This window comes from Flagellimonas hadalis (assembly GCF_007785775.2).
In the GTDB taxonomy this organism is placed as follows: domain Bacteria; phylum Bacteroidota; class Bacteroidia; order Flavobacteriales; family Flavobacteriaceae; genus Flagellimonas; species Flagellimonas hadalis.
Genome location: NZ_VNIK02000001.1, coordinates 855106 through 868592, shown reverse-complemented (window position 1 = coordinate 868592; position 13487 = coordinate 855106). Strand labels below are relative to the sequence as shown.

General features: G+C 46.8%; 12 protein-coding genes. All 12 read left to right on the top strand.

What is annotated here, in order from left to right; genetic code table 11:
* Nucleotide 1: 1 nt before the first annotated feature.
* Nucleotides 2-2269 (top strand): beta-glucosidase BglX, encoded by a 2268-nt coding sequence (gene bglX / locus FOT42_RS03865; protein WP_151889238.1) that lies wholly within the window; start codon nucleotides 2-4, stop codon nucleotides 2267-2269.
* 6 nt (nucleotides 2270-2275) lie between these two features.
* Nucleotides 2276-3904, top strand: a complete 1629-nt coding sequence (locus FOT42_RS03860; protein WP_151889329.1) for a sulfatase family protein — start codon at nucleotides 2276-2278, stop codon at nucleotides 3902-3904.
* Nucleotides 3901-4734: an endonuclease/exonuclease/phosphatase family protein gene (locus FOT42_RS03855; protein ID WP_151889237.1), complete on the top strand. Its 834-nt coding sequence runs from the start codon at nucleotides 3901-3903 to the stop codon at nucleotides 4732-4734. Before FOT42_RS03860 ends, FOT42_RS03855 begins: the two co-directional genes overlap by 4 nt.
* 174 nt (nucleotides 4735-4908) lie before the next feature.
* Complete coding sequence (locus tag FOT42_RS03850; RefSeq protein ID WP_151889236.1) at nucleotides 4909-5364, top strand: (2Fe-2S)-binding protein; 456 nt, start codon at nucleotides 4909-4911, stop codon at nucleotides 5362-5364.
* Between the two features lie 24 nt (nucleotides 5365-5388).
* Nucleotides 5389-7590 carry a xanthine dehydrogenase family protein molybdopterin-binding subunit gene (locus tag FOT42_RS03845; RefSeq protein WP_151889235.1) on the top strand — a complete coding sequence of 734 codons (2202 nt, stop codon included), beginning with the start codon at nucleotides 5389-5391 and terminating at the stop codon, nucleotides 7588-7590.
* A gap of 454 nt (nucleotides 7591-8044) precedes the next feature.
* On the top strand, nucleotides 8045-9499 hold the full coding sequence (locus FOT42_RS03840; RefSeq protein ID WP_151889234.1) for an arginine decarboxylase: 1455 nt from the start codon (nucleotides 8045-8047) through the stop codon (nucleotides 9497-9499).
* Between the two features lie 18 nt (nucleotides 9500-9517).
* Nucleotides 9518-10459: an agmatinase gene (speB, locus tag FOT42_RS03835; protein WP_151889233.1), complete on the top strand. Its 942-nt coding sequence runs from the start codon at nucleotides 9518-9520 to the stop codon at nucleotides 10457-10459.
* Nucleotides 10449-11423, top strand: a complete 975-nt coding sequence (locus FOT42_RS03830) for a deoxyhypusine synthase family protein (RefSeq protein ID WP_151889232.1) — start codon at nucleotides 10449-10451, stop codon at nucleotides 11421-11423. The genes speB and FOT42_RS03830 overlap by 11 nt, the downstream gene beginning before the upstream one ends.
* 20 nt (nucleotides 11424-11443) lie before the next feature.
* Nucleotides 11444-11743 carry a hypothetical protein gene (locus FOT42_RS03825; protein ID WP_313788413.1) on the top strand — a complete coding sequence of 100 codons (300 nt, stop codon included), beginning with the start codon at nucleotides 11444-11446 and terminating at the stop codon, nucleotides 11741-11743.
* Between the two features lie 115 nt (nucleotides 11744-11858).
* Entirely contained in the window at nucleotides 11859-12305 is a 447-nt protein-coding gene (locus FOT42_RS03820; RefSeq protein ID WP_151889231.1) for an NUDIX hydrolase, read from the top strand.
* Entirely contained in the window at nucleotides 12271-12684 is a 414-nt protein-coding gene (locus FOT42_RS03815; protein ID WP_151889230.1) for a VOC family protein, read from the top strand. The genes FOT42_RS03820 and FOT42_RS03815 overlap by 35 nt, the downstream gene beginning before the upstream one ends.
* Before the next feature lie 8 nt (nucleotides 12685-12692).
* A complete protein-coding gene (locus tag FOT42_RS03810) occupies nucleotides 12693-13478 on the top strand; it encodes an RMD1 family protein (RefSeq protein WP_151889229.1) in 786 nt (261 codons plus the stop codon).
* Nucleotides 13479-13487: the final 9 nt, after the last annotated feature.

Genomic DNA, 13487 nt, shown 5'->3' with positions numbered 1-13487 from the left:
CATGTCCACAAAAAAAATAGTGATAGCCCTAGTTGCGCTCTCTTTTTGGGGAGCAAATGCCCAACAGCGAATCCCCGAAGTGGAGGCACTTTTGCAAAAGATGACCATTGAGGAAAAAATAGGCCAACTCAACCTTTTGACCCCCGGAGGAGGTGTGGCCACGGGTGAAGTGGTCAGCAAAAATGTGGAAGCAAAGATCAAAGCAGGCGAAGTAGGGGGACTTTTTGGTGTGGCCGGACCCGATAAAGTCAGGGTGGCCCAAGAATTGGCCGTTAAGGAAAGTCGATTGGGCATACCATTGCTCATTGGTTCCGATGTGATCCATGGCTACAAGACCACCTACCCAATCCCTTTGGGATTGTCGGCCAGTTGGGACATGGATTTGGTAAAACAAGCTGCCCAGATGGCCGCTCGGGAAGCCACTGCAGATGGCATCAACTGGAATTTCTCCCCTATGGTGGACATTGCCCGTGATCCACGTTGGGGAAGAATAGCCGAAACGGGGGGCGAAGACCCCTATTTGGGTTCCAAGATAGCCGAGGCCATGGTGAAGGGATACCAAGGTGATGATTTGGCTTCGGCCCACACCATGCTGGCCTGTGTGAAGCATTTTGCACTCTATGGTGCAGCGGAAGCGGGCCGGGATTACCATTCGGTGGATATGAGCAAGATCAAGATGTTCAATCAGTATTTGCCACCTTACAAAGCCGCTGTGGATGCCGGGGCTGCCAGTGTGATGACGTCTTTTAACGATGTTGATGGCGTGCCCGCCACAGGAAATAAATGGTTGTTGACCGATTTGCTTCGTGACAGATGGGGTTTTGATGGTTTTGTGGTTTCTGATTACACTTCCCTCAACGAAATGATTGCACACGGTCTTGGTGACCTGCAGGCTGTTTCCGCCTTGGCACTCAAAGCTGGGTTGGATATGGATATGGTGGGCGAAGGATTCTTGACCACCTTGAAAAAATCCTTGGATGAAGGCAAAGTGACCGAGGAGGAAATCACCAATGCCTGCCGAAGGGTGTTGGAGGCCAAATACATTTCCGGACTTTTTGAAGATCCTTACCGTTATTTGGACAGCAAACGCCCCGAAACAGACATTCTCACCGCTGAAAACAGGGCGTTGGCCCGGAAATTGGCCGCCCGTTCCTTTGTGTTGTTGAAAAATGAAAACCAACTATTGCCCCTTCAAAAAAACAAAAAGATTGCCCTGATCGGGCCGTTGGCCGATAGCCGGAACAACATGTTGGGCACTTGGGCACCTACGGGAGATGTGAGTTTGGCCGTGACGATTCAGGAAGGTTTTAAAAATGTGGCTCCCAATGCCACTATCCAATATGCCAAGGGAGCCAATATTTCGGATGATGCTGAATTTGCCAAAAAAGTGAACGTATTCGGTCCCCGTATCGAAATCGATAAACGTTCCCCTAAAACCCTGCTGAAAGAAGCCGTGGATTTGGCCAAAAACTCCGAAGTGGTCGTGGCCGTGGTGGGGGAGGCCACCGAAATGAGCGGAGAAGCAGCAAGTCGTACCGATATTTCGATTCCGGATAGTCAAAAGAAACTCATCAAGGCATTGGTTGAAACAGGCAAGCCCGTGGCCTTGGTGTTGATGAGTGGCAGACCATTGACCATCCCCGAAGAATTTGAACTGCCCGCAGCCATTCTGCAAGTATGGCATCCCGGGGTGGAAGCAGGTAACGCCATTGCTGATGTAATTTTTGGCGATTACAATCCGTCAGGAAAATTAACAGCGACTTGGCCCAGAAGTGTGGGACAGATTCCCATTTACCACAGCGTAAAGAATACGGGCAGACCAGCTCCTGAAAATGATGAATTCCAAAAGTTCAGGTCCAATTATCTGGATTCACCCAACTCTCCATTATTACCCTTCGGATATGGTCTGAGCTACACCAAGTTTGCATATTCCAATTTGAAATTGGATAAGTCGAGCATTGGTCAGGGAGAATCGATTTCCGCAACGGTGACCGTGGCCAATACAGGAAATTATGATGGGGAAGAAGTGGTGCAGTTGTATTTGAGGGATGTTGTCCGAAGCATCACCCCACCAAAACGGGAATTGAAAGGTTTCCAAAAAGTGTTTTTGAAGAAAGGGGAAAAGAAGGAAATCACCATCACCTTGTCGCCGGACGACCTGAAATTTTACAACAGTCAGTTGGATTTTGTGGCTGAATCTGGGGATTTCGAGGTTTTTGTCGGCACCAATTCAGATGCAGAGCTATCGAAAACATTCACTTTAAAATAGAATATGATGCGAACTGGATGGATATTGGCAGGTTTGGTATTGGTTTTGGCCTGCAAACAACAGGAAAAACCAAAGGAGGAAGTGGCCAAAGGCCCACCGAATATCATCTTCATCATGTCGGATGACCATGCCTTTCAGGCCATCAGTGCGTATGGGCACGAACTGGGCAAATTGGCGCCCACGCCCAATATTGACCGTATTGCCAAAAACGGGGCCATCTTTCAGAACAATTTCTGCACCAATTCGATATGTGGCCCGAGCAGGGCGGTCATCCTAACGGGAAAACACAGCCACATCAACGGTTTTCGGATGAACGGGGAGCGGTTCGACAACAGTCAGCCCACTTTGCCAAAACATTTGAAAAAGTTGGGTTACGAAACCGCTATCATCGGAAAATGGCACCTACACGGTCAGCCCACGGGCTTTGATCATTGGGAAATTTTGAACGATCAAGGAAACTATTACAACCCGGAATTCATACAGGGAGAGGACACTACCGTGGTGGAAGGCTACGCTACCGATCTCATCACGGAGAAAAGTCTGGAATGGTTGAAGCAACGGGACAGTTTGAAGCAACCGTTCTATTTAATGGTGCACCACAAGGCGCCACACCGCAATTGGATGCCCGCTTTGCGTCATCTGAATGTCTATGATTCGATAACATTTCCGTTGCCGGATACCTATTTTCCTGAATTTGTGGCCCAACAGGCGGCGGCCGAGCAACAACAGACCATTTATAAGGATATGTACGAGGGGCACGACCTGAAATTGAGCAAAGCGCACGGAAGTACCGAGTTGGCCCATAACCCGTGGACCACAGATTTTGAACGAATGACGCCCGAACAACGCAAAATTTGGGACGAGGCCTATCTGCCAAAGAACAATGCCTTTTGGGAAGCCAACCTCCACGGAAGGGAACTGGCGGAGTGGAAGGGCCAACGGTATCTGCATGAATATTTGGCCACGGTAAAGGCTGTGGATGAGGGTATTGGGAAAATCTTGGATTACTTGGAAGAGACCGGGTTGGACGAAAACACCTTGGTGGTCTATACCTCGGACCAAGGATTTTATTTAGGGGAACACGGTTGGTTCGACAAGCGTTTTATGTATGAGGAATCCATGAAAATGCCCTTGTTGATGCAGTTGCCGGGTGTCATCAAACCGGGCACGAAAATCGATGCCATGGTACAGAATCTGGATTTTGCACCGACCTTCTTGGATTTGGCAGGAGGAACCCAATATGCTTCGGAAATGCAGGGAAGGTCGTTCCGGGATGTTTTGGAAGGGGCCACAAATGAATTCAACGATGCCGTTTACTATCATTATTATGATTTTCCGGCCTTCCACATGGTAAAACGGCAATATGGGGTACGGACGGAAAGGTATAAGCTCATCCATTTTTATGACGATATCGATGCATGGGAGTTTTATGACCTGGAAAAAGATCCCAAAGAACAGCACAATGCCATCAATGATGAAGAATATAAAGATATCATAACGGCAATGCACAAAAAATTGGATAGCTTGCAGACCTATTACAAAGTGACCGAGAAAGAGTTTGAGACCACTCCCAAGGAAAAAGTGGACAAAACGTATGAAGCTTTTAAAAAACTGAGAGGAACACCCATCCAATGAAAAATATTTACATAGCCCTTTTTGCAATAGGCACATTATTCAATGTCCAAAGTCAAACAATCGATGTCATATCCTATAATATTCGGTATGACAACCCCGATGACAAACCTAATAATTGGGACAACCGAAAAGAGTTTCTCATTTCCCAACTGAATTTCCATGCACCTGATGTCTTTGGCACCCAAGAAGGGCTTGTGCATCAGTTGAAGGACATTGACAACGGACTTGGAAACTATACCTATTTTGGTGTAGGGCGTGATCATGGGGATGACAGGGGGGAGTTTACCGCTATATTCTATAATAAAGAAAAACTCAATTTGTTGGACCAATCCACCTTTTGGTTGTCCGAAACACCAATAACCCCATCCAAAGGATGGGACGCCGCTTTGCCGCGTATCTGCACCTATGGACTCTTTGAAAGCAAAGAAGATGGCAACAAGTTTATGGTCTTCAATACCCATTTTGACCATGTTGGGGTAAAGGCGAGGGAGGAGAGCTCCAAACTCATCCTCAAAAAAATAAAGGAACTGAATCCTGACAATCTTCCAGTCGTGGTGACGGGAGATTTCAACTTGGAAAGCGATAGTCCCGGGGTTCAGGTGATTCTCACGGAAATGGCCGATGCCCATCTGGCCGCAGGTGAAAATGCCTTTGGACCCACAGGAACTTTCAATGGTTTTGAGTTCAACAAACCTGTGGAGCGAAGGATAGACTATATTTTTGTTTCCGATGAATTTGAAGTGCTCAAAAGTGCCATTTTGAGCGATTCCAAAGATTGCAGGTACCCTTCGGACCACCTACCTGTCCTTGCCCGCTTGCAGTTTCGATAGGATTGGATCGTATTCAGTACCTGGAAAACCATATGTAGAAAGAGGTTCCTTATTTAAATCGATTTTAAGTAACCTTCCAAAACGTAAAATCGATGTTAATTTTTTAACGATGTTCAAGGAAAGTGAGCCATTTTTAGAAGGAAATCTTTACCTTCAAGAGGAATTTTTTACATCATGGCGACATATACACTCAACATCAACGGAAAAAAACAAGAGGTGGACGTAGATCCATCCACGCCCATCCTATGGGTTTTGCGCGATCATTTGAGCTTGGTCGGCACCAAATACGGATGTGGCATAGCCCAATGTGGTGCCTGTACCATACATTTGGATGGCAAGGCGACCCGATCATGTATTCTTCCCATATCTTCCATAGGAGAGCAAAAGATCACGACCATTGAAGGACTGTCCGAAAATGGCGACCATCCCGTACAAAAAGCATGGTTGGAGGTAGATGTACCCCAGTGTGGATATTGCCAGGCCGGTCAGATTATGACGGCATCCGCGCTTTTGGAGAGCAACCCAAATCCATCGGATGAAGAAATCGAAAGTGCCATGAACGGAAACATCTGTCGTTGTGGCACATACCTCAGAATACGCAAAGCCGTGAAAACTGCCGCAAAATCGTAATCCACTACATCAAAAAAAAACATCATGACACTCGTAAGGACAAAAATTGGCCGAAGGGCCTTCATCAGAAATACAGGTTTGGCCGGTGGAGGGCTGGTTCTGGGCTTCAACTGGTTGGCATCTTGCAAAATGACCCCGGAGCAGGTCAGGAGTTTGCCCAAGGAGTGGTTCGAGCTGAATGGATTCCTCAAGGTAGGGGACAATGGTTTGGTGACCATCATGTCGCCCAACCCCGAGATTGGCCAGAACGTAAAGACTGCAATGCCCATGATCATTGCGGAAGAACTGGATGTGGCCTGGAAAGATGTCATTGTGGAACAAGCTCCCTTGAACACCGCAATTTTTACACGACAATTGGCTGGAGGAAGCCAGTCCATCCGACAAGGTTGGGAAAGCCTCCGCATGGCCGGGGCAACCGCCCGTCATATGTTGAAAGAGGCCGCTGCACAGGCCTGGCAGGTTCCTTCCAGTGAAATCACCACAAAAGAAGGACAGTTGATGCATGAGGCCAGTGGCAAGTCGGCCAGTTTCGGAGAAATGGCCTCTGCCGCTTCCAATATTGAAGTGCCTCAGGAAGTAGAACTGAAAGAGACAAAGAGTTTTTCGATCATAGGGACGGACAAGAAAAATGTGGATGGCGAAAAAATTGTTACCGGAAAGCCATTGTTCGGTCTGGACGTACAGCGCGAAGGAATGTTGACCGCAATGATCGTACACCCTCCTGCTTTTGGGATGAAATATAAGGGAATGAATGCCGAATCCGTGAAATCGATGCCCGGAATCAAAGATGTGTTCCATTTTGAGGTGTATCAGGAAGACACGGAAAAGCAATGGTCCGATGGGGGAGGGATTCCCGAACTTGTGGCCATTGTGGGCAACAGTACCTGGGAATGCATGCAGGCCAAGAAAGCCCTCGAAGTGGAGTGGGAAGAAGATTCCAAACTCGAAAGCACGGCTTACCATGATGAGGCCCTGACCGCATTGTTGGAGAAAGCACCCGAGCAACCGGCACGTAAGGACGGGGATGTGGAAGCGGCCTTCAAAAAGGCAGCAAAGATTGTGGAGAGCACTTATTCCGCTCCTTATTTGGCGCACAATACCATGGAGCCGATGAACTTTTTTGCCCATGTCACTCCCGAAAAAGCAGAACTGTTGGGGCCCATACAGACCCCAGAGTTTTTGGAGCTGACCTTGGCGTCCCGATTGGGCATGCCCGTGGAAAAGATAGATGTGATGATGACCCGAATGGGCGGTGGTTTTGGTCGACGGCTTTACGGAACCTTTGCCGTGGAAGCGGCAGTCATCTCCCAAAAAATGAATGCTCCCGTCAAGTTGGTCTACACCCGGGAAGACGATATGACCCAAGGAACTTATAGACCGGCTTATAAAGTAAAATATAAAGCAGGACTGGATGAAAACGGCAACCTTATTGCTTGGCATGTAAGGGGAGCGGGTACCAATGACGACCTTATCTTTGAAAACCGTTTTCCAGCAGGTGCCGTGGACAACTATTTGGCCGAGAAGCATAGCTTACAGACCAATGTGACCACTGGAGCGTGGCGTGCCCCCCGTTCCAACTTTATCGCAGGAGCGGAGCAGGCCTTTATGGATGAGGTGGCCGAAGCTTCAGGAAAAGACCCCATCGAGTTTCGATTGGAGCTTTTTGATAGGGCCATCAACAGTCCTGTGGGCGAACCCGAGAAAAACGATTACGACCCCGAGCGTTATGCCGGCGTACTCAAATTGGTAAAAGAAAAATCCAACTGGGGTACAGATAGCGGTAAATCGAGAGGTGTGTCAGCATACTATTGCCATAATTCCTATGTAGCCCAAGTTTTGGACCTGGAAGATGGTGATGGAATACCAAGAGTGGACAAAGTATGGTGTGCCGTGGATTGCGGGATAGTTATAAATCCAATGAGTGCCAAAAACCAAGTGGAAGGAGGCATTGTGGACGGCATAGGCCACGCTACCTATAGTGCCATGACGTTCAAGGATGGAAAACCGGAGCAATCCAACTTTGATAGGTACAGATTGATACGGAATGCCGAAGCCCCCAAGGAAATTGAGACTTATTTTGTGGACAATGGCATCGACCCAACCGGTTTGGGCGAACCCTCATTGCCGCCCATTGTGGGAGCCCTGTCCAACGCCTTGTACAAAGCCACGGGCAGACGGCATTACAGCCAACCCTTCATCAACGAGAGACCGCCCTTAGTGGGGTAACATCAAATTTGGAATGCCCATGGAGGTATTCAGGTTCTTATTTTATTGCCTTTGGAGCAAATAGCAGCAGGGTGATGGAATTATTAAAATTTAATCCTCTGTTTTTCAGTGTGTTATGCTGGTTTATTTTTTTTTATAAAAAAAGTTGACGTATTTGTTTTTTGTTTATGTTTGACCCCTGAATGAGTCCAGAATATTGGGGCACATCACCTAATCGCGTTGAAAACTTTTTTCATGTTCGGGCTTTTGGGAACAAGGAAGTCAACCCAAAAAGCCGTCTTCAGGTCAAGACACCGGATTTTAGGGACGACTTCCGAAAAACATTCCATCATCCGTGATTTTTCACGGACTCCCTTCTTTGTTGCCTATACCGTATTTGAGTTTCGTATCTGAGAACTTGCTGTTCATTTGACCAAAAATTATTTATCAGTTTTTTTATCAATACGAAATTTAAATGAAAACAAAATATATCGATCTGATCGAGCAGACCTACGATTTTCCACAAGAGGAATTCACACTACAGGACAACAAATTACAGTTTCACGGCATAGACCTGTACGATTTGATACAGCGCTATGGAACACCCTTGAAGTTTACCTATCTTCCCAAGATATCGGACAACATCCAACGGGCGAAGAAATGGTTCGGCGAGGCCATGAAAAAGCACAATTATGCAGGTTCGTACCACTATTGCTACTGTACCAAAAGCTCACATTTTGAGCATGTGCTGAACGAAGCGCTGAAAAATGACATCCATATAGAGACCTCTTCGGCATTTGATATAGATATCGTCGAGCATTTGAGAAAAAGTGGCAAGATTACCAAGGATACTTATGTGATCTGCAATGGCTTCAAAAGGGATCAATACATACAGAACATAGCCCGTTTGATCAACAATGGCCACAAAAACTGTATTCCGATCATCGATAATTATGAAGAAATAGAATTGTTGGGAGAAGCCATCGAGGATAATTTCCAGGTCGGAATCCGAATCGCTTCCGAGGAGGAGCCTAAATTTGAGTTCTATACCTCTAGGTTGGGCATCGGCTACAAGAACATTGTCCCTTTCTACAACCAATCCATAAAGGAGAACCCCAAGGTCGAGCTGAAGATGCTCCACTTTTTCATCAATACGGGCATCCGGGACACGGCCTATTATTGGAACGAACTTTTGAAATGTTTGAAGGTGTACATTAGCCTCAAAAAAGTGTGTCCAACCTTGGACAGCCTCAATATTGGCGGTGGGTTTCCCATAAAAAACTCCTTGGCGTTCGAATATGATTATGAGTACATGGTGGATGAGATCATCCATCAGATCAAACAGGCATGTGAGGAGGCCGGAGTGGAGGTGCCCAATATCTTCACCGAATTTGGAAGTTTCACGGTGGGCGAAAGTGGCGGCACCATCTATGAGGTCCTCTATCAAAAACAGCAGAACGACAGGGAAAAGTGGAACATGATCAATTCGTCGTTCATCACCACCATGCCCGATTCGTGGGCCATCAGCAAAAGGTTCATTACCCTGTCCATCAACAGGTGGAACGAAGAATATGAAAGGGTGCTGTTGGGTGGACTCACCTGCGATAGTGACGATTATTACAACTCGGAGCAGCACATGAACGCTATTTATCTTCCGAAATACAGAAAGGACAGGCCGCTCTATATCGGATTCTTCAATACGGGTGCCTACCAAGAAACCATTGGTGGGTTTGGGGGGCTACAGCACTGCCTTATCCCGCACCCCAAGCATATATTGATCAACAAGGACAAGGAAGGGAAGTTGAAGACCTCTGTCTTTGCTGAACAACAAACTGCGGGCGAATTCCTTTCCATACTCGGTTATGGGGCGAAGAAATCATCGGATAGCCTAGTAGCTTCGAAGAAGCTGCCCGTGCCCAGCAAAAATTGATATGAACAATGATCCCAAATGAAAACGAATAGAATATATGCCGGTATTCCAAAGGAATACGCATCTCCCGAAAAAGCCAAAGTAGTATTGTTGCCCGTGCCCTATGATGGCACCAGTACATGGGGAAAGGGTGCCGACAAAGGTCCCGAGGCCTTTTTGGAAGCATCGGAGAATATGGAGTGGTATGACATTGAAACCGATACCGAAGCCTACAGACAGGGCATTTATCTGGCCGATCCCATCGATGCGCTGGATTCCCCTGAACAGATGGTGGATGCCGTCCATAAAACCGTAAAGGAATACATCAAAAGGAACAAACTGGTCACGATGATCGGTGGGGAGCATTCCATTTCCATTGGGGGCATCAGGGCGTTCAATGAATGTTTTGAGGACCTTACCGTTCTGCACTTGGATGCCCATGCCGACCTGAGAAAGGAATACAACGGTTCCCCATACAACCATGCCTGTGCCATGCGAGAAGCCAACGAAATCACCAATTTGGTGCAGGTGGGCATCCGAAGTATGGACCATTCGGAAACTTTGGTCATGGACCGGGACAAGGTGTTCTTTGCACATGAAATGGTCACCGATGATTTTTGGACGGACACCGCTCTAGATCTGATGACAGATAACGTTTACATCAGTTTTGACCTGGACGCTTTTGACCCCTCCATATTGCCAGCTACCGGGACACCGGAACCAGGAGGGCTTTTCTGGTACGAGACCTTGGATTTCCTGAAAAGGGTCTTTGAGGAGAAAAACGTAGTGGGCTTTGATATTGTGGAACTGTGCCCCAACACACAGGAAAGGTCTTCCGATTTTTTGGCCGCAAAGCTGTACTACAAAATGTTGAGCTATAAATTTTTAAAAAAGAATGATTACTTAGAGGACGGATTTGAGGAAAACAATGATAACTTTAAGAAATCCGTAAACCCAATTGACGATTACGATGAACAATAAAGGAGAAATATCACAATTCATTCAAAAATATTTTTTGCACTTCAACTCTGCCGCATTGGTGGATGCCGCCAAGGGCTATGAGGCCCAGTTGGAGCAGGGTTCCAAAATGTTGGTGTCCCTTGCCGGGGCCATGAGCACGGCGGAACTGGGCAAGATCTTTGCCGAGATCATACGCACCGATAAAGTGCACATCGTCTCGTGCACAGGTGCCAACTTGGAAGAGGACCTCATGAACCTTGTGGCCCATTCCCATTACCGAAGGGTGCCCAATTATAGAGACCTCACCCCAGAGCAAGAATGGGAACTGTTGGAAAAGGGACTGAACCGTGTTACCGATACCTGCATCCCCGAAGAGGAAGCTTTTAGGCGTTTGCAACAGCACATTTACAAGATATGGAAAGATGCCGATGACAAAGGCGAGCGCTATTTCCCCCATGAATTTATGTACAAGCTCCTGCTTTCGGGCGTTTTGGAGCAATATTATGAGATAGACATCAAGGATTCCTGGATGTATGCCGCTGCAGAGAAAAACCTGCCCATAGTGGTCCCAGGTTGGGAGGACAGCACCATGGGGAACATCTTTGCCAGTTATGTGATCAAGGGCGAGCTGAAGGCGAGCACCATGAAATCAGGAATCGAGTACATGACCTTTTTGGCCGATTGGTACCAGAAAAACTCTGAAAAAGGTATCGGTTTCTTCCAAATAGGGGGGGGCATTGCGGGGGACTTCCCCATTTGTGTGGTGCCCATGCTCTATCAGGATTTGGAGCAGACAGATACCCCATTCTGGAGCTATTTCTGTCAGATCAGTGATTCCACCACAAGTTACGGGTCCTACTCCGGTGCCGTGCCCAATGAAAAGATCACATGGGGGAAATTGGATATAGACACCCCCAAGTTCATTGTGGAATCGGATGCGACCATTGTGGCGCCCCTAATTTTTGCCTACCTCCTAGACATGTAATGATGAAGAACAGACAACCAATGACGTTGAAGCGTGTTATCGTGGACTATAAAAAACTCGATAACCATATATTGAACCTACTCGTGGAGAAATTTCCGGATGGGTATGATGACGATGATATTGTCACCTACCGGAATGCCAGCAACGAAGTGGTGGAATGCATCGAAGTACGTACAGAGGACACCGCATATCTCGTGAAAGTGAGCAAACGTTTGGTGATGGCCATGGAAGTCCATGAGGACGTCGACACCGATTCCGATTCAGAAGAGGAAAGCTCCTTGGACACTGAAGGTCTGGAGGGTGACGAGGAGGATGAGTAGCCCCATCCTTTAAAGACTGTACAACATATGGAGGAAAAAATATAGGTTGGATGCATTGAAACCAGACTATATATGCGTAATTTCCATCTACATTCCTTAAGTAAAGAGGAGCCTTATGAAAAAAACAGTCAAATCCCGATTGATTGCCATACACAAGGACAAGGTTCTCGTGCTAAGAAAAGTGGGCGGTCCATTAAGGTACACTTTGCCCGGTGGTGTGAAGAAAAAGAAGGAGACGGAAAGTGAAACGCTGGTTCGCGAAGTGGGTGAGGAAATAAAGTTGAAACTGTCCGAAGCACAGTTGAGTTTTTATCTTTCCCACACGAAAAAATGGAAGATGGGGAACATGGTGAAAAATTATTTTTTGGTCCAAATGAAACCAAGGGCCATAAAAGTAAAGGAAAAATACAAGTTTGAAGAAGCCCTTTGGTTGGAATGGAAAGAAGCCTTGCCCTTTATGGACAAAATGGACCGGATGGCCGTTCGGTCCTATTTTAAAAGTTTAGGAAGAAAAACAAACAAAGAAAATGGATACAAAGTTCCACCTCGCCTTGCCATGTAAGGATATTGAAGAGACCCGTGTCTTTTATCAAGATGTAATCAAGGCCAATTTGGGCAGACATACTGAAAAATGGCTGGATGTTGACCTCTTTGGCAACCAGCTCACCTTTACCCAATCGGGAAACTTCAACTTTGATTTCAAGAATTACCGCTTGGAGGATTATATCCTGCCCTCGTTCCATTTTGGGGTGATCGTTCCCGTAGATGTCTGGGGAGAGTTGTATTCAAGGCTGTTCCAGTTGGACCTCGAGGTGACCACCGAGGCCACGTTCATGCAGGACAAGGTCGGTGAGCACCTGTCCTTTTTCATACAAGATCCCAACGGCTACATGGTGGAGTTCAAGAGCTTTAGGGACCCAGAGGAGATTTTCGCAACCTGATAGATACCATGGATTCAAAAGCCATAGCCCTGCACCTTGCAGGGAACATAGACATTTCTGCCTACAGACAGGCCATTGGAAGAAAACTCATCTTTGGCGACAGGGACGAACTTTTCTATGCCGATGGTCCACAATATCTGTATGTTTTCAGGTACGGGATTGTCTCCTTTTATGGTTTTGACGAAAACTTGATGAATGAAGTTTTGGAAGCCCTGAAACCTTTTTGTGAAGGTTGGAACCGATCTGAGCTTACGGATGAAATGGAGATAGAACTTGTTTCCGATGAAGAGCCATCCAAAGTGACCAATAACAAGATAGAACTGCAAAAATCCAATGTGGAAGGAATGCGATTGGCCCTGCTGCACCTATCACAGTCCGTGGCATTGGATCACTTTGCCGGACTTTCGGACCAAATCATGAAAGAGACCCGGGAGCACACCAATTATTTGGAACACCACGGTCGGTTGGACCTAGGGGGCAAAAAACTCAAAAGATACATTGCCAGGGTCCTGAACATCAACAACCAGATTTCTGAAAACCTCTATATTTTTGATTCCCCGGAAGTGGTGTGGGAAGATGAGGCCCTCGATCGGTTGGACAGGAATTTGAAACAGATCTTTGATCTGAAGGAACGCTATAGGACCATCAAGGAACAGGGATACATCATCAAAGAGAACCTAAGCCTTTTCAAGGACATCATGGACCACAGGGAGAGCAGTAGGCTGGAATGGATCATTATTTTGCTGATTTTGGTCGAAGTGTTGGACCTTTTCATCATGCGTATAATCAATTAAAAGCATTTT